Origin of the sequence: Rhodococcus sp. I2R, from assembly GCF_020889545.1 — a bacterium.
GTDB lineage: Bacteria > Actinomycetota > Actinomycetes > Mycobacteriales > Mycobacteriaceae > Rhodococcoides.
This window is the reverse complement of record NZ_JAHUTG010000007.1, coordinates 186,265-201,974: the sequence shown is the minus strand read 5'-3', so window position 1 is coordinate 201,974 and position 15,710 is coordinate 186,265. Positions and strand designations below refer to the sequence as shown.

Below are 15,710 nucleotides of genomic sequence, written 5' to 3'. Positions count from 1 at the left end.
GCACAGTCCCCCCGTGTCAGTGCAACTGGACCTTGCAGTGCAACTGGCCTTGCAGTGCAACTGGACCTCCGGGCCTACTGGATCAGTGGGCGCAGTGCCTTTCCGGCGAGTTCGACGATGCCGGGCTCGTGGCCGTTGGTGACCAGGTTGATGATGACTCCGTCGATGCCGTGGTCGAGCACACGCGTCTGCACCTGTTCGGCGACGTCGTCCGGCGTTCCGCAGAAAGCCCGGTCGGTAGCGGCGGTCTTCTCGTCCTCGGACAGATTCGACAAGTCGATACCGTTCGAGAGCAGGTAGTCGTTCTGGAGCGTGCGTGCTTTGTCGCCGTCCTCGTCGATGATGACGAACGCGAGGAAGCTGGTTTCGAGATCCTTCGGGTCGCGGTCGACTTCCTCGCAGCGCGCTTGCACGGCCTCGACCTTGCGAGGCAGTTCGCTTGCGTTGCAAATGATGTTGAGGTGATCGGCGAACTGCGCAGCGAGACCGAAGGTCTTCTTTTCACCACCGCCGCCGAGCATGATCGGGAGGTCGTCACGCAGGCGCGGCTCGTTGATGGCCTCCTCGACCTGGTACCACAGGCCGTCGAAGGTGGGACGCTGCCCGCGCAGCATCGGTTCGATGATCTGCAGCGCCTCGTCGAGGCGTTCGAAACGATCGGTGAACGTACCGAATTCGAGGCCGAAACTGGTGTGTTCGAGCTCGAACCATCCTGCGCCGATGCCGAGGATCGCGCGTCCGCCGCTGACGACGTCGAGGGTGGTGACTGTCTTGGCGAGGATCGCCGGGTTTCGGTAGGTGTTCCCGGTGACGAGTGCCGACAGCTGGATGGTGTCGGTGGCGGTGGCCAACGCGGACAGTGCCGAGTACGCCTCGAGCATCGGTTCGTCGGGCTTGCCGATCCCGGGTAGTTGGTAGAAGTGGTCCATGACGAATGCAGTGTCGAATCCGGCTGCTTCGGCCTCGCGCGCTTGCGCGATGACCTTGGGAAACAGCTCTGCGACAGGGCCTGAGTAGCTGAAATTGGGCATCTGGTAACCGAGACGAATAGTCACCGTTCAAACGCTACTCCCGTCCGCGAAGTCTGCCATCTCGAACATCCGGATTCCGTTGCAGCCGCCGATCGGCGGGTGAACAATCACAGTCATGCCGACACTCGAGCTCACTCGACCGCCGTTCTCGGGCTTCGGGGTCGATGACATCGACGCCGCCCGTGCCTTCTACGCGGACACCCTTGGACTCACCGTCGTCGACGGCGAGATGGGACTGCTGCATCTGCAACTCGGCGAAGGGTGTGAGGTGTTGATCTACCCGCGTGAGCACCACAAGCCGGCCCAGCACACTGTTCTCAATTTTCCCGTCGCGGACATCGACGCGGCGGTGGATGCATTGAATTCGAAAGGGGTGCATTGTCAGCAGTATCCGGAGATGGGTACCGACGAGCGGGGCATCTTCCGCAAGGGTGGTCCGCTGATCGCCTGGTTCACCGATCCGGCGGGCAACGTGCTGTCCGTGCTGCAAGCGTGAAGGTGCACCCTCAGGCGGTGGGCGAGCCTTGCTCGAGAGTGACCGTGCGCTGCTGAAGTACGCCCTGCTCACTGACCCATTCGAGATCGATGCGGTCGCCGGGGCGACGTCCGATCATCTCTCCGGTCAGCTCGTCCGAGTTGCGGACAGCGCGACCGTCGAACGAGACGATCACATCGCCCCTCAGGAGACCGGAGCGTTCTGCCGGTGAGTCGGATGCGACGGACGCGATCACTGCGCCCTGGGTCGGCCCGCTTGCGCGGAAGGCCGAAACGTCGCGCACTCCGATACCGAGATAGGGCGTCGGACCGACGTGGACGGTGCCTCCCGAGCGGCCCGTGCGTACCTGCTCGAAAACAGCCATGGCGTCGTCGATGGGGATGGCGTACGCCTAGGGCGCCTGGGTCTGGCGGGCCTCTTCGGACAGACCCGCAGCGTCGACGCCGATGACGCTCCCCCACGCATCGACGAGTGGGCCACCTGAATCACCGGACCGCACATCGGCATCGATCTGGATCATCCCGGTCAGTTCGTTGCGCGAGCCGTTCACCGAGCTCTGCGCCAGCACCGACCGATCGAGAGCAACGATCTTGCCCGGTGCAGGCACCAGGGCGCCCGCGCCATCGGCGTTCCCGACGGCGGTCACCGGATCGCCCACCGCCACGTTCGCCGAGGTGCCGATCGCCGCGACCTGGAGGTTCGAGGCGGTGGCCAACTGCAGCACGGCGAGATCGCGCGTTCTGTCGTAGCCCAGCACCGACGCGTCGTAGATGAGTCCGTTGCCCTGATGTACGGCCGTGATGTCGGTCGCCTCCTCGACAACGTGGAAGTTGGTGAGCACCAACCCGTCGGGGTCGACGACGAAGCCGGTGCCCGCGACGCCGTAGAGCCCGAACTCGGCGGAGAGGGTGACAATAGTCGGATCGATTTGGGCGGAGAGTTGTTCGAGGGTCAGTGGTGCCGGCGGTGGAGGTGGCGGCAGAGCGACGGGTGGGGCAGCTGCCGGCGGGGTTTGTTCGGGCGCGTCCAGGACTCCTGGACCCAGGGGTGCGGCCAGCGCGGACGCAGCGAAAGTCAGCGCAAGAACGAATGCGTACCGACCGACTGCCTGCATGTCAGTCGATTATGCCGTCACCGATTCACACCGGGTGCGTTCTGAATACCGTGATGGTCTCGACCTGCAGGGCGCGTTGGGTGAATTCGACGAACACGATGCCCGGGCCGGAGTCGAATTCGGCGGAAACACTCACTGTTCTGCCTGCTGCGATCCACTTCCGAAAGCGTGCGCGGCGCAGCTCCTCGGCGGAAACATCCGCTCCATCGGCGGGCCGGTGCAACGCGCGCAGCTCATGCTCGGCGACGGTCTTGCCCTTGCTCCCGACGCCACGGAATCCGCCCAGAAATCCCATCGCGCCGCTCAGACCCTGATTCCCGATCAGCTGCGGAGTGAGCTTCGCGGACGCGACGAGCCCAGGAATGCCTGCGCGCAGCAGCTGCCCGATCATCGTCGCGAGTTCCCAATGCGCAGCGAGTCGGGCAATTTTCAGCGTTCCGTTCTCCTCGACGAAGTCGTAGCGAAGATGCATCGGCACCTCGAGCCTCGCGCCGGTGGACATGACGGTTACGAGGCTGAGGTCCCGCACCACGGACATGCCGGAAACGGCCTCGCTCTCGAAGTGGAATTCGATGGTGTTCGGCGCGATGAAGGTGTCGTAGAAACGTTCGATGGCTTCGCGGCCGCGGTGTGGCCGTGATCCGACGGGATCATTGACCTCGCCGGCGTCCGCATACAGGTCTACCCACGCCTGACGATCGTGCACCGCGACAGCGGCGGGTGAGCCTTGGGCGGCTGCAAGCAACTCCTCAGGGGTGTGCACGACCTCGACGCTACCGCTACGCGGACCTCACGTCGGCCGGTCGCTCGCTCGGGAGTCGAAACTCGCGTCGGAGCAGGCGGGGCCGAGGGGCGGAGTGAAGGTGACGTCCTCGCACGTGCGGCACACGTGGGTGCGGTGATGTCCGCGGCCGCAGGAGCATGCCCTCGAACCGACCAGCACGGTTCGCGGGCCGAGGGCATGACCGCGGGCGCACCGCGAGGGCGCGCTCTCGATCCATCGATCGCCCGATCGATGGAGGGTCGACGAGAAGTCACCGGCGGCATCTGGCGTCGACATCCTCGGCACCCGTCATGGTCGCTACCGCCCTGAATCTTGTTTGGACCGTCCGCATCTTGTTTGGACCGTCCGCGAGTGGTCGCTCTCGGACGGCTTTGCGAGACTATCACGGTATCGAATGTATGTTCCCATTCCGGTCGTCCGCTCGTGCAGCGAGGAAGGCTTCCGGATCGATGAGGTCCGACTGTCCGACGATGGAGCCCAGATCGGCGATCCGCTCGATACCCGTCAACACCATCTCCTCCTCGACGGTGCCCTCGGCGTAGCCGTAGTAGCAGGTCGAAGTGGTGTGGTTGTGGTCGTTGTCGATCCTGTTCGCGCGGCCCTCGATCTGGCGGATGTCGATGGGAGTCCACCGCGGATCATGAATGAGCGTCACGCGCGGGGCCGCGGTCGACACGGACTGGAGCGGAGCCTGCGGAGTGACCTGATGATGCTTGTCCGGCAGTAGCAGCTCGTTGGTGTGGAGGTTGATCGCACTCGTCGTGGTGGAGACGATCACCGGGGCCGCACCGGTCTGGAACCGTCGAATTTCCAGTTCCTGATCACTACTGCTCATGCTGCCGTCGACGACAGCGACGACGAGACCCTCCTCGCGCAACGTCTCGGCCAGCGCAGCGACGGACTCGCGGTAGAACATCGAGACGAACACCTGATTGCCCTCGCGGACCCAGGCTCGAACCTGGTCGGCAGTCGCCGGGATCCGAAGATACGAGCACTTCTGCCGGAAACGAAGGGCAGCGGCGCGCGTACTGGGATTCTTCTGCAGTACGCGCCTACCACCGACGGATTTCCACAGCGGCAGGCCCAATTCTCGCCGATAGTCCACCCACGCCGAGTTGTACAGACGCTTCTGAGCCGCGGTCAGCTCCTGGCCGAGAGGCTCCCGGGGCGTCGGCGGTGATGGCCGGGAGATCGACCACGGCACGGACCCGCCCGCCAGCCAACCGTGGATGGCACCGATGTCGCGTTCGCGTCGGGCGGCGTCCTCGGGCTCCCACCTCCAGGTCTTCAGGCCGGCAGCCTTGCCTTCCTTCAGCGCGAACTCCTCCGCTTGCAGAAACGTCGCCCACTTGGTCGTGACGGCGTAACCGAGGGTGTCCTCGTCGCCGATGATCGTGGTGCCGCGGCTCTGTTCGATGGCCCGCGCCATGTAAGCGAAGTGCATCGGCTGGTACCCCGGCGTCGCCGACATCCACACCACCGCCCGCGCAGCCTCCTGATACCGCCATACGATCTGTGACTGCTGCGATTCGATGTTCATCAGCGCGTGCGACTCGTCGGCGATGACGACGTCGATGTCGAAGCGGAGTTCACCGAGCGCGATGGTCCGCTTGTTCTGGGTCTTCTTGCGCTTGCCCAGGTCGATGTCTTCCGGAACCGTCAGCAGCTTCTTCGTCGACTGATACGTCACCAGCAACCAGCGCCTGCGGTCGGCCGGATCGAGATCGGCCTCCGAGTCGGCGATGGTGCGCCTCCAACCAGGAAGTGCGCCCTTGGGAGCGACGACGAGGACTGTGTTCGTCGTATCGTCATCCATCTGGCGGACGGCCTCGCAGACGGCCAGTGTCTTCCCGAGCCCCGTCGAGTCCATCTGCGCGAAATACGGGAAGCCGCCGGACATGGCACCGAGCTGACGGCGCACCGATTCCAGCTGCGTCTCGCGAGGAGTCATCGACCGTTCATGAACTGTCTCGGGCCGCCAGCTTTCGTTGCAGTCGTCCTCGATCCAGCGCTGCAGGCTGTAAGGCATCGACTCGAACGAGACAAGACCGTCGGGCAGCTCGGTTCCGTAGTAGGCGAACACTCGCGGCCCGGGGTACCACCGCGCGCCCGACGCCGAGGCGAGACTGCGGTCCTCGAATGGGACGTCGAGTACCCAGACGCGCTCACCGGGATCCGGTGGCCGCAGATCGGGTGAGGCAGTCTTGCGGACAGGTTTCTTGCGTGCCGGTTTCCTAGTGGTGGGCTTGCGTCGACGAGGTGGCACGGACACACCGTAGTCTGCGGTTACCGTGCGCAGCAGAACCGGAGGGAGCGCCGTGTCCGAGACGAACAGCAGAGCCGTCGTACTGGTCCACGACCGAGATCCGGCCCTGGGCTACCGCAACATCGGCACGTTCATACCCGAACTTCAGCAACGCGGATTTCAGTTGCAGGTGCACTCCTTCGACTACGCATCCGCATCGACGCCACCACCACTCGGCGACGCCGCGATGGTCGTGGTCATGGGCTCCCCCGATGCGGCCTACGACCTCAATCCATGGGTCGGCCCCGAAACCGCCTACCTCGAACGCGCCATCGGCCTCGACGTACCCATTCTCGGCGTCTGCTTCGGCGGCCAACTGCTCGCGCAGATCCTCGGCGGAACCGTGACCAAGTCCGACTGGCCGGAATACGGGATGACAGACATCGAGTCCGACTGCCCCGAGTTGGTCGGCAGCGGTCCGTGGATGCAGTTCCACGGCGACACCTTCGTAGCCCCCGACAGCGCAACGGTGATCGCTCGCAACGATGCCGGCCAGCAGGCCTTCACGGCAGGTCCCCACCTGGGAGTGCAGTTCCACCCCGAGATCGACGTCGATACCTTCGACTCCTGGGCGCACGCGTGGGCACGCGACGGTGTCGAACACGATCGTCAGCTGGTCGCGGCGATTCGGGAAGACCTCGAGGCAGGCGAACGGGACGCGCGTGCCCGCTGCAGCGCCCTGCTCGACGCGTGGATCGGGCGTCAATCGCGCTGATCGGACCGGCTCTGCTATTACGGTGGAGGTCATGAACTTCAGTGACCACCAGATCGGCATCTACGCGCAGGGCATGTTCACCGATCAGCGGCCGCAGATCACGACGAATCTTGCGAAGCTCGAGGAGCAGGCGGCTGCCACGCTGACGCCGGAGGCGCTGGGGTACATCGTGGCGAGCGCGGGCAGCGGGTCCACCGCTCGCGCCAATCGGGATGCTTTCGACCGCTGGCGCATTGCTCCTCGGATGCTTCGCAGCGCCGCCGAACGTGATCACTCCACCACAGTTCTCGGCACCGAGATGCCCGCGCCGTTGCTGATCGCACCGGTGGGAGTTCAGACTTTGGCGCACCCGGAGGGCGAGCTCGCCTCCGCACGCGCAGCGGCGTCACTGGGGGTGCCGTACATTCACTCCACCCAGGCCTCGCACTCGTTCGAGCAGATCGCCGAGGCCGGTGGCGATGCCCCGCGATGGTACCAGTTGTATTGGCCCACCGATGAATCGGTGCTGCTCAGCTTTCTGGACCGCGCGAAGAAATCCGGCTTCACCACGCTGGTCCTGACCCTGGACACCACGATGCTCGGCTGGCGACCCGCCGATCTCGATCGCGGTTACCTGCCCTTCCTGGCGAATCTCGGTATCGAGAATTACCTCACCGACCCGGCGTTCCTGGCCGGGCTCGAGCAGTCGGTCGAGGCCAACCCCGTTGCTGCCGCGATGCATTGGGCGAAGATGTTCCCCAATCCCGGTTTGAACTGGTCGCAGCTCGGCTTTCTGCGCGAGCACTGGGACGGTCCGATCGTGCTGAAGGGAATCTGCACCGAGGTGGACGCACGTGCCGCGGCAGAGCATGGAGTCGACGGTATCGTGGTGTCCAATCATGGTGGCCGCCAGATCGATGGCGCACGAGCATCATTGGATGCCCTGCCCGGTATCGTCGATGCCGTCGGCGATCGGTTGACCGTGCTGTTCGACTCCGGCGTCAGAACAGGTGCGGACATGGCGAAAGCGCTTGCGCTCGGCGCCGATGCGGTGCTGCTGGGCCGACCTTTCCTCTACGGTCTCGCGCTCGGCGGCCAGTCGGGCGTGGAGCACGTCTTGCGCTGCATCCTTGCCGAATTCGATCTCGTCACCAGCCTGTCCGGTCACACCGGCGCTGCAGAACTGGGACGCGAGTCGGTGATCTCCGCATGAGTGCAACTCCATCCTGGGTCGCCCACTCGATCTGGTGGCATGTCTACCCGCTCGGTTTCGCCGGGGCACCTGTCCATGATTGGGACGGAACATCACTGGCGGAGGAGCATCGACTGCTCAAGGTCGTCGAATGGCTGGACTACGCAGTCGAACTCGGAGCCTCGGGGATCGCGCTGGGGCCGATTTTCGCCTCGGAGGGGCATGGATACGAAACCGTCGACTATCTTCATATCGATGCGCGGCTCGGTACCGACGCAGACTTCGACACCCTCGTCGAGGCCGCTCACGGCCGCGGACTGAAGATCATGCTCGACGGTGTCTTCAACCATGTGGCGCAAGGATTCTCGAAGTACCGACAGGCGCTGGAATCAGGCCCCGGTTCGGACGCGGCACAGTGGTTCCATCTGGACTTCTCGGGCGAGCGCCCCACGCATCGAAGCTTCGAGGGACACGAGCACCTCGTGACGCTGAACCACGGCAATGCCGATGTCCAGCAGTACGTCGCCGACGTCATGTCGCATTGGCTGGGCCGCGGTGCCGACGGGTGGCGTCTGGACGCGGCATACGCTGTGCCGACGGAGTTCTGGGCCTCGGTGATCCCCCGTGTGCGGCAGAAGCATCCCGAGGCATATTTTCTCGGTGAAGTCATCCATGGCGACTACGCGCAGTTCGTTCAGCACAGCACGGTGGACTCGGTGACGCAGTACGAGCTGTGGAAAGCGACATGGAGCGCTATCTCGGAGACGAACTTCTTCGAACTCTCCCACGCACTGGGTCGGCACAACGACTGGCTGGAGACGTTCGTGCCCGCCACATTCGTCGGCAATCACGACGTCAACCGCATCGCGAGCACCATCGCCGACGAACGGCACCACGCGCACGCACTGGTCGTTCTCTTCACCACCGGGGGCACCCCGATGATCTACTACGGCGACGAGCAGGGCTTCCGTGGTGTCAAGGAGGAGCGCGTCGGTGGCGACGACGATGTTCGTCCCGAGTTCCCCATGACCAAGGAGGAACTCGCACCGGAGGGGTGGCCGATGTATCGCCTGCATCAGGAGTTGATCGGTCTACGCAGGCGTAATCCCTGGCTGCACTACGCACGCACCGAGACTCTCGAGCTGACCAATACCGCGTTGGTGTACCGCGCCTACGCCGGTGACGATCATGTCCACGTCGTGCTCGATCTCGGTGACGACCCCATCGATTACTCGCTCGGCGGCGACGTACTGGCTGGTCAAGCGACCGTCGAGGGTGGCCGCGTCACCGTGCCGCCGCACGGCTGGGCTGTCTTCGGTAGGAAGTAGCTGCCCGGCAACCGGATCGAGGGTCAGCCTCTGGCTTGCTTCGCGCGGTCGAAGAACGCCAGCACGTGCGGGACCTTGTCCTGCGGCACGTCGAACACCGCTTGACCTCCGAGGTACGAGATCGAGCCGTCGGACAACCGTGCACCGATCTTGACGCGTAGTCCGCCGCCACGGGGCTTCGCGTCGACTCCGATGTGCGCGACGTGCCAGCGGGGTCGGCCCGAGACGGTCTGCTGTGTCGCGTCGAAGATTTCGACGATGCGGTTGTCGAGGACGAGCACGACGTTCTCGTCCAACCAGTATTCGACGTACTCTCGCTCGCGCATCGTAGGAGCCTATATCCATCTCTACTGCTAGCGCTAGATAGAGGTACAGAGCCCGATAGGTACACTCGTCGTTGACACGGGGTGCCGCTTTCATGAAGCGGCTGAGAACACACCCGTCGAACCTGATCTGGTCAACACCAGCGTAGGGATGTCTGCACCCATGGGGTGCATTGTCTTTCGCGTTGGACGGCCAACGAGCGAGAGGCATGTGTATGAAACTGAGCGAGCAGACTGTTCTGGTTACCGGCGCTGGGCGGGGACTCGGGTCCGCGATTGCACGGGCATTCGCCGCCCAGGGTGCCGATGTCGTGGTCAACTACCGTCGCAGTGTTCAGTCCGCCGAACGGCTCGCTGCAGAGATCGGCGGCCTCGCCGTGGCGGCGGACGTGACGCAGGCCGACCAGGTCGAGACGATGTTCACCGCAGCGCAGCAGCACTTCGGAAAGCCCGTCACCACGGTCGTCAACAACGCTCTCGCCGATTTCTCCTTCAACGGTGACGCTCGTAGCACCGCTGACACCATCACCTGGGAGGAGTTCGACGCCCAGTTCCAGGGAGCGGTCCGCGGCGCACTCACCACCACCCAGCGCGCCCTCGGCGGAATGCGTTCCATCGGATTCGGCCGCATCGTCAACGTCGGCACGAACCTCTTCCAGAACCCCGTCGTTCCCTACCACGACTACACGGCCTCGAAGGCAGCGCTGCTGTCGCTGACTCGTACGCTCGCTGCCGACCTCGGGGCCGACGGCATCACCGTCAACATGGTTTCCGGTGGCCTCCTGCGTACCACCGACGCCAGCTCCGCGACACCGGAAGCTGTATTCGACCTCATCGCAGCGTCGACCCCGCTGCAACGCGTGGTGACGCCGGAGGAGTTCGCCGATGCCCTGCTCTTCTTCGCCTCACCCTGGTCGCGATCGGTGACCGGACAGAACCTCGTCGTCGACGGCGGCTTGGTCAAGGACTAGATCATGCTGCATCTCAACGCTTTTCTGTTCGGCTGCGGACACCACAGTGCCGCCTGGCGTCACCCGCGCTCCCGCGTCGAGGACCTCGGCGACATCGGCTATTACTCCGAGCTCGCGCGTACCGCCGAGCGGGGCAAGTTCGATGCGGTGTTCTTCGCGGACGGGCACTCGGTGCGCGATCCGGCCGGTGCCGGAACCTGGTTCCTCGAACCGATCACGGCGCTGACGGCCATGGCACGAGCGACCTCCCACATCGGGTTGGTCACCACGGTGTCCACCACGTTCTACACGCCGTTTCACGCCGCCCGGTTGCTCGCCTCGCTCGATCACATCAGTGGCGGACGAGCCGGATGGAACGTAGTCACCTCGATGTTCGACGCCGAGGCCCGCAATCACGGATTCGACGAGATCCCCTCTCGCGAGGAGCGATACGCGCGGGCCGAGGAGTTCGTCGACGTCGCGCTCGCGCTGTGGGACAGCTGGGATGCGGGCGCGCTCGTGCTCGATCGAGAGGGCATGTACGCCGATCCCGATGCGGTTCACTCGATCGATCACGTGGGCAAGCACTTTCGGGTCGACGGCCCATTGACGGTGCCGCGGTCACCGCAGGGGCGGCCGGTGCTGTTTCAGGCAGGCGCGTCGGGACCGGGACGAGATCTGGCAGCGCGATACGCCGAGGCGATCTACGCGGTGGCCTACGACATCGAGTCCGGCGCGAGCTACTACAGGGATGTCAAAGCACGGATAGACAGAGCCGGACGGGAATCGGCGACGGTGGGCATCATGCCCGGTCTGGTGACTTACGTCGGGTCGACTATGGCCGAGGCCCGAGCCAAGAAGGCCGAGTTGGATGCGCTGCTCCCGGTGGCACAGTCGCTACGTCAGCTCGGGATGTTCGTCGAACAGGACTGCAGCGAGTGGGAACTCGACGCACCGGTGCCACCGTTGCCACCGCTGGAGGAGTTCACCGGTCCGCACGGTCGATACGAGACGATCCTGCGGATCATCGACAAGGACTCCCCGACCGTGCGCGAACTGCTGGGTACCCTCGCCGCCGGTGGCGGGCACGCGACGATGATCGGGACCCCGGAGTCGATCGCCGACGAGATCGAGGAATGGGTGCGCCGCGGCGCGGCCGACGGATTCAATCTGATGCCTCCGTTGTATCCGGAGAGCCTCACCGAGTTCGTCGACCACATCGTGCCGATCCTGCAGCAGCGCGGGGCGTTCCGACGCGAATACACCTCGACGACCCTGCGGGAGATGCTGCGCTGATCAGTAGCTGCCCACCAACGAAGCATCCGGGCGGCTAGGGTTGATCGGTATGAGCGTATGCCTGTCTTTCGCGGCGGCACCGCAGTGACCGCGGAGTCGCGGTTGCGCGAGGATCTGGCGTCGGCGATGGCGAGCGGCGGACAAGGACTATCCGCCGCCGACCGCTTGTGTGTGGCGTGCGTGGATCTGCTGCCCGTCGATGGTGCGGCGATCTCGGTGATTCACGATGGAGAAACCCGCGGGACGTTCGGATCGAGTGGTGAATTCAGCAGGCGCTTGGACGAGTTTCAGTTCACGTTCGGTGAAGGTCCATGCCTGGATGCGGTCGCCACCGGTGCGCCTGTTCTGGTGCCGGACCTGGCCGATCCCGGTGAGCGACGGTGGCCGGCATTCACTCCTGCCGTGCTCGACGAGGGAGTGCAGGCGGTTTTCGCGCTTCCGACCGCGATCGCGGCCGTGCACGTCGGGGTCCTCGATCTCTATCGCGCCAGCCCTGGGCCGCTGTCGGAGACTGTATTGAACGCGGGCATGTGGGCAGCCGAACTCGCTGCGCTGCCATTGCTGGACCTGATGACCTCGGATCTCGACTGGAATGCCGCGAGCGAAGGCGGAGACGGTTGGGAGCAGCTTGCCTCCCTCGAACGAGTCGAGGTGTATCAAGCGACGGGAATGATCATCGGACAGCTCGATATCGGTCCGGTCGAGGCACTCGCCCGTCTGCGCGCGCACGCATATCTTGCCGGGCAGACCGCCAGCGAGGTCGCATGGGACATCGTCGAACGTCGGCTCGTACTGACCCCCGACGACCACCCCGCCGCCGGGAACAATTTGGGAAGTATCGGATGAACAACAACCGCGAACACGGCGTTACCGAAGCCTTTGTGCGCTTGGCCAACAGTCTGGTCGGTGAGTTCGATGTCATCGAACTGCTGAGCGGGTTGACCAGCGAATGTGCACAGCTACTCGACATCGCCTCGGCAGGTCTACTGTTGGCCGACGAACGCGAGGTTCTGCATGTCGTCGCAGCCTCCTCGGAGACAACGCGATTGCTCGAGGTCTTTCAACTTCAGCGCGAGCAAGGCCCCTGCCTGGACTGCTTCCACACCGGGCAGCCGATCAGCGTCGCCGATCTCGAGGAGCATCGGACGAGGTGGCCGCAATTCGTCGAGGTCGCCACGTCAGCCGGGTTCGCCTCCGTGCATGCAGTACCCATGCGGTTGCGGAAGACGGCACTGGGCACTCTCGGATTGTTCGGATCGCAGTCCGGTGCACTCAATGACGAAGACCTCGAACTCGCGCAGGCCCTCGCCCACGTCGCCAGCATCGCACTCGTCAATGGACCGACGATGCCCGACGCGAGAGCGATCGGTAGTCAGCTCAGCTCGACATTGCGTAACCGCGCCAGCCTCGAACAGGCCAAGGGCCTCCTCGCTCAGGTCGGCAACCTGGACATGGATCAAGCGTTTGCGGTGTTGCGGCGATACGCCCGCGATCACGAGATGGCGCTGTCCAAAGTGACGGATGACCTCGTACAGCGGGAGTTGGATGCTCGAACCGTTCTCGCGAACGTCGCCGGAATTCTGGGTGAGAACCAGGTGTGAATGGATCTCTGTCGTCGGTGGCGTTGTTCCTCAGTGCTCGGTGCTCAGTGCTCAGTGCGACATGCACGAGCATCGACGCGAGACCGTCGTGGCCCATGGACAACTGCGAGAGCGCGGCCAGGCTTTCGCGGAGATCGACGTCCTGTTCGTCGGCCAGCCCACGAATCGCCACTTCGTCGAACTCATCCCCCACGGGGTCGACATTGCGGGTCATCGGTGGTCGGGTCATCGGTAATCGCTGCCTGCCGCGTGAACGGCAAGGCCGGGGGCCGAGGCCACGTGGGGCAGCACCCCGGTGCGCACGAGTTCGGTCGCGATGTCGCGGAGTTTGCGATTGGTGTCCTGGCTGGCCCTCGACAACACCTCGAAGGCCTGATCGCTGGTGAGGTTTGACGCATTCATAGTGATCCCGATGGCCATCCCGATGTCGCGGCTGCCCTGGAGGGCCTGACGCAATTGCGCGGACACTGCGTGCTCGGCGTCGAGAGCTGCTTGGATGCGTTCACGGCGTACCAACTCGACGGCGGAATCGACGAGGTGTTGCAGGAGGTACTCTCGCTCCTCCGTCGGAGTTCGATCCACCGGGCAGAAACTGCTCACCTGCGCGTAGTAGCCGGAGCCACCTGCGGCTGCGAGGGTCGAGGAAGGGATCGTCGCCGCGGCGCTCACCGTGCACCGGTCCGCCCAGCCGCGCTCACCGGGCAATCTACTCATCGATCCGCGCGGGCGCTCGATGCTGTACGCGACCCCGGAATCTTCGACGAGATCGACGATGCACCGCGGTCCGAGCAGCGGCACACATGCTTCGGCAAGAGAAGTGAACGTCACCGCAGGCGCGGCCGAGGCAACAAGCCGGTCGACGAGGTAGTCCAGACGGTGCATCTCCGACTCGGTGTCGTCCGAAACTGCGTGCACGGACCCCACCAGGCGCAGAACTTCGAATGACTCCGTCATTGGGCGAAACCGGTAGCGACGAGGTCAGTGTTGACAAGGTCAAAAGTGGTCACAACGGGTCTCCCACAACGGGCTGTCCCGGATTGTCGTGTGTCGAGTCGACGCACGGCGGGCTTCTTTCCAAACCTACGGGAAATCCTAGTCGACGAAGCTGAAATCTGCGCTTCCGTGCTCTGATCTCACCTGGTCATACTGTCGATGTATTTCTCGGTGAGCTCGGCGATCTCGGCTGCATGCGAGATCGGTGACCAGTGGCCGGCGGGGATGTCGTTGCGCGTCAGATTCTTCACCCACTTGCCGGTGTCCTCGTAGTGGAATGGGCGCACTGCGACGTCCTCGGTGTTGACGATCAGCTGAACCGGAATGTCGATGTAGCGCTCGCGTGGCTTCATCAGCCGCGGGATGATGTTGGCCCGGTACAGGTTGGTGCCGTTGGTGGCGTCGGACCACAGGGTGGGGTTCTGGGTGACGAGAGCGGGGTCTACGTCGGAGAATTCCTCAAGAAACGCCGGCCATCCCTTGGCGAACTGACGCTTGATTCGCAGCGTCGACAGCCCGGGGATGTGGAACGTCACGGTGTACCAGGACGCACGCGTCTGCGCGAGGACCTGCTTGATCGATGTCCACGTCGGCTTCTTCAGGCGCGACCTCGACCATTTGCCGAGGTGGTCGAGATTTGGTCCGGAGATGGAGGTGTACGAGCGAATGCGGTCCACTGCGCGGGGCTCGCCGGCTGCCTCCCACACCTCCACAGCGCCCCAATCGTGGGCGAGTACATGGACCGGTCGGTCGGGGCTGACGGCGTCGATCACGGCGTAGAAGTCCGAGGCCAGGCTGCTCAGGCGGTACGCGGCGCGTTCCTGTGGGACGGTACTGGCGCCGGCGCCGCGGGAGTCGTAGCTGATGACGCGGAACTTCTCGGCCAGCAGCGGAACAATGTGGCTCCACAGTTCGTGCGTGTCAGGCCAACCGTGAACGAGGACGATCGGTTCGCCCTCGGGGTTGCCGGTTTCGAACACGGCGAGCCGCATTCCCTCGTTGACCACGTTTGTTCGCTGCTCGGTGACGCTCATACTGGTCAACATTAGTATGAACGACGGTTACATGTATGCATTCTGTCAGTAGGAGCTGCGAGGATTGGCACGTGATGATCGATCCCGAATGGCCACCGACAGTGCGCGCGATAGCTACAGCGACCGACGATGCCGTGAACGCCGCACGATCGCAATCCGCCGCTGAGTTCGCCGAGGCCGTCACCGAGCTGCACGCGCAGGACTCGGCGCAGGTGGCTGCGATTCATGCGGAGATGGTCCGCTCGCTTCTCGAAGAACTGCATCCCGACGGGCTCACCGGCGAGGATGTGCAGGACGCACTCACCCGGGCAGTCCGTTCGGCAGCCGAATGGCATCCCGACCTGGACGTACCCGGATTCGTCGAGGTCCTCACCGGTGCGCTGGGAGTCGCCGATACCGAGGAGGTGCGGAGGCCGCCGCTGCCGCAACATGCGGTGTTGATCATCGCGGACCTGCTGGCCAGGAGGAGGGCCTCTGCCGAGGTGTATCTAAGGCGCGCTGTCGCCGAGATTCAGCGGGCGCAGACGATGGAGATGCCATAGCGGGAATGCCATAGCGCTTTCTACGGC

General features: G+C 64.3%; 18 protein-coding genes and 1 riboswitch. Of the genes, 10 read left to right on the top strand and 8 right to left on the bottom strand.

Going from position 1 to position 15,710, the window contains the following annotated elements; genetic code table 11:
* Positions 1-74: 74 nt before the first annotated feature.
* Positions 75-1,055, bottom strand: coding sequence for an LLM class F420-dependent oxidoreductase (locus KVY23_RS09610; RefSeq protein ID WP_187346687.1), 981 nt, complete (start codon positions 1,053-1,055; stop codon positions 75-77).
* A 91-nt stretch (positions 1,056-1,146) separates the two neighbouring features.
* Here KVY23_RS09610 and KVY23_RS09605 point away from each other — a divergent pair, with 91 nt between their 5' ends.
* Entirely contained in the window at positions 1,147-1,527 is a 381-nt protein-coding gene (locus tag KVY23_RS09605) for a VOC family protein (protein WP_230556221.1), read from the top strand.
* A 10-nt stretch (positions 1,528-1,537) separates the two neighbouring features.
* Here KVY23_RS09605 and KVY23_RS25090 read toward each other — a convergent pair whose 3' ends face one another.
* From KVY23_RS25090 to KVY23_RS09595, 3 genes are read right to left on the bottom strand one after another with little or no spacing between them, the layout of a single operon-like run.
* Positions 1,538-1,891: a PDZ domain-containing protein gene (locus KVY23_RS25090; RefSeq protein ID WP_308070620.1), complete on the bottom strand. Its 354-nt coding sequence runs from the start codon at positions 1,889-1,891 to the stop codon at positions 1,538-1,540.
* A 27-nt stretch (positions 1,892-1,918) separates the two neighbouring features.
* The gene (locus tag KVY23_RS09600) at positions 1,919-2,641 is read right to left on the bottom strand and encodes a trypsin-like peptidase domain-containing protein (protein WP_308070619.1); all 723 of its coding nucleotides are present in this window, start codon (positions 2,639-2,641) and stop codon (positions 1,919-1,921) included.
* Positions 2,642-2,666: 25 nt separating this feature from the next.
* A complete protein-coding gene (locus tag KVY23_RS09595; RefSeq protein ID WP_230556220.1) occupies positions 2,667-3,404 on the bottom strand; it encodes a nuclear transport factor 2 family protein in 738 nt (245 codons plus the stop codon).
* Between KVY23_RS09595 and KVY23_RS09590 the strand changes: the two genes are divergently transcribed.
* Positions 3,399-3,734, top strand: a complete 336-nt coding sequence (locus tag KVY23_RS09590; RefSeq protein WP_230556219.1) for a hypothetical protein — start codon at positions 3,399-3,401, stop codon at positions 3,732-3,734. The two genes, KVY23_RS09595 and KVY23_RS09590, sit on opposite strands and share 6 nt — an antisense overlap.
* A 73-nt stretch (positions 3,735-3,807) precedes the next feature.
* On the opposite strand, the gene KVY23_RS09585 is transcribed toward KVY23_RS09590, so the two are convergent.
* Positions 3,808-5,691: a DEAD/DEAH box helicase gene (locus KVY23_RS09585; protein WP_230556218.1), complete on the bottom strand. Its 1,884-nt coding sequence runs from the start codon at positions 5,689-5,691 to the stop codon at positions 3,808-3,810.
* 52 nt (positions 5,692-5,743) lie between these two features.
* Between KVY23_RS09585 and KVY23_RS09580 the strand changes: the two genes are divergently transcribed.
* From KVY23_RS09580 to KVY23_RS09570, 3 genes are read left to right on the top strand one after another with little or no spacing between them, the layout of a single operon-like run.
* Entirely contained in the window at positions 5,744-6,445 is a 702-nt protein-coding gene (locus KVY23_RS09580) for a type 1 glutamine amidotransferase (RefSeq protein ID WP_230556217.1), read from the top strand.
* Between the two features lie 31 nt (positions 6,446-6,476).
* Positions 6,477-7,637 (top strand): alpha-hydroxy-acid oxidizing protein, encoded by a 1,161-nt coding sequence (locus KVY23_RS09575; RefSeq protein WP_075837901.1) that lies wholly within the window; start codon positions 6,477-6,479, stop codon positions 7,635-7,637.
* Positions 7,634-8,944, top strand: coding sequence for an alpha-amylase family glycosyl hydrolase (locus KVY23_RS09570; RefSeq protein WP_230556216.1), 1,311 nt, complete (start codon positions 7,634-7,636; stop codon positions 8,942-8,944). The genes KVY23_RS09575 and KVY23_RS09570 overlap by 4 nt, the downstream gene beginning before the upstream one ends.
* 23 nt (positions 8,945-8,967) lie before the next feature.
* Here the strand turns inward: KVY23_RS09570 and KVY23_RS09565 are convergent, their stop codons facing one another.
* On the bottom strand, positions 8,968-9,270 hold the full coding sequence (locus KVY23_RS09565; RefSeq protein ID WP_075837867.1) for a hypothetical protein: 303 nt from the start codon (positions 9,268-9,270) through the stop codon (positions 8,968-8,970).
* A 67-nt stretch (positions 9,271-9,337) separates the two neighbouring features.
* Positions 9,338-9,436, top strand: a riboswitch (TPP riboswitch).
* A 46-nt stretch (positions 9,437-9,482) separates the two neighbouring features.
* Between KVY23_RS09565 and KVY23_RS09560 the strand changes: the two genes are divergently transcribed.
* The 4 genes from KVY23_RS09560 to KVY23_RS09545 are packed head-to-tail and all read left to right on the top strand — an operon-like array spanning position 9,483 to position 13,114.
* On the top strand, positions 9,483-10,238 hold the full coding sequence (locus KVY23_RS09560; RefSeq protein ID WP_230556215.1) for a 3-oxoacyl-ACP reductase: 756 nt from the start codon (positions 9,483-9,485) through the stop codon (positions 10,236-10,238).
* 3 nt (positions 10,239-10,241) lie between these two features.
* Complete coding sequence (locus tag KVY23_RS09555; RefSeq protein ID WP_230556214.1) at positions 10,242-11,513, top strand: LLM class flavin-dependent oxidoreductase; 1,272 nt, start codon at positions 10,242-10,244, stop codon at positions 11,511-11,513.
* Positions 11,514-11,570: 57 nt separating this feature from the next.
* Positions 11,571-12,359: a GAF and ANTAR domain-containing protein gene (locus KVY23_RS09550; protein WP_206508711.1), complete on the top strand. Its 789-nt coding sequence runs from the start codon at positions 11,571-11,573 to the stop codon at positions 12,357-12,359.
* Complete coding sequence (locus KVY23_RS09545; protein ID WP_230556213.1) at positions 12,356-13,114, top strand: GAF and ANTAR domain-containing protein; 759 nt, start codon at positions 12,356-12,358, stop codon at positions 13,112-13,114. Before KVY23_RS09550 ends, KVY23_RS09545 begins: the two co-directional genes overlap by 4 nt.
* 225 nt (positions 13,115-13,339) lie before the next feature.
* Here KVY23_RS09545 and KVY23_RS09540 read toward each other — a convergent pair whose 3' ends face one another.
* Both KVY23_RS09540 and KVY23_RS09535 read right to left on the bottom strand, forming a co-directional pair.
* Positions 13,340-14,068, bottom strand: a complete 729-nt coding sequence (locus KVY23_RS09540) for an ANTAR domain-containing protein (protein WP_230556212.1) — start codon at positions 14,066-14,068, stop codon at positions 13,340-13,342.
* A 179-nt stretch (positions 14,069-14,247) separates the two neighbouring features.
* Complete coding sequence (locus KVY23_RS09535; RefSeq protein WP_230556211.1) at positions 14,248-15,153, bottom strand: alpha/beta fold hydrolase; 906 nt, start codon at positions 15,151-15,153, stop codon at positions 14,248-14,250.
* 62 nt (positions 15,154-15,215) lie between these two features.
* Between KVY23_RS09535 and KVY23_RS09530 the strand changes: the two genes are divergently transcribed.
* On the top strand, positions 15,216-15,683 hold the full coding sequence (locus KVY23_RS09530; protein ID WP_230556278.1) for a hypothetical protein: 468 nt from the start codon (positions 15,216-15,218) through the stop codon (positions 15,681-15,683).
* Positions 15,684-15,710: the final 27 nt, after the last annotated feature.

Excerpts from the sequence above, each read along its gene's own strand:
- KVY23_RS09605 (WP_230556221.1), top strand. The coding sequence starts at position 1,147 with ATGCCGACACTCGAGCTCACTCGACCGCCGTTCTCGGGCTTCGGGGTC.
- KVY23_RS25090 (WP_308070620.1), bottom strand. The coding sequence starts at position 1,891 with ATGGCTGTTTTCGAGCAGGTACGCACGGGCCGCTCGGGAGGCACCGTC.
- KVY23_RS09600 (WP_308070619.1), bottom strand. The coding sequence starts at position 2,641 with ATGCAGGCAGTCGGTCGGTACGCATTCGTTCTTGCGCTGACTTTCGCT.
- KVY23_RS09575 (WP_075837901.1), top strand. The coding sequence starts at position 6,477 with ATGAACTTCAGTGACCACCAGATCGGCATCTACGCGCAGGGCATGTTC.
- KVY23_RS09570 (WP_230556216.1), top strand. The coding sequence starts at position 7,634 with ATGAGTGCAACTCCATCCTGGGTCGCCCACTCGATCTGGTGGCATGTC.
- KVY23_RS09565 (WP_075837867.1), bottom strand. The coding sequence starts at position 9,270 with ATGCGCGAGCGAGAGTACGTCGAATACTGGTTGGACGAGAACGTCGTG.
- KVY23_RS09560 (WP_230556215.1), top strand. The coding sequence starts at position 9,483 with ATGAAACTGAGCGAGCAGACTGTTCTGGTTACCGGCGCTGGGCGGGGA.
- KVY23_RS09555 (WP_230556214.1), top strand. The coding sequence starts at position 10,242 with ATGCTGCATCTCAACGCTTTTCTGTTCGGCTGCGGACACCACAGTGCC.
- KVY23_RS09550 (WP_206508711.1), top strand. The coding sequence starts at position 11,571 with ATGCCTGTCTTTCGCGGCGGCACCGCAGTGACCGCGGAGTCGCGGTTG.
- KVY23_RS09545 (WP_230556213.1), top strand. The coding sequence starts at position 12,356 with ATGAACAACAACCGCGAACACGGCGTTACCGAAGCCTTTGTGCGCTTG.
- KVY23_RS09540 (WP_230556212.1), bottom strand. The coding sequence starts at position 14,068 with ATGACGGAGTCATTCGAAGTTCTGCGCCTGGTGGGGTCCGTGCACGCA.
- KVY23_RS09535 (WP_230556211.1), bottom strand. The coding sequence starts at position 15,153 with ATGTTGACCAGTATGAGCGTCACCGAGCAGCGAACAAACGTGGTCAAC.
- KVY23_RS09530 (WP_230556278.1), top strand. The coding sequence starts at position 15,216 with ATGATCGATCCCGAATGGCCACCGACAGTGCGCGCGATAGCTACAGCG.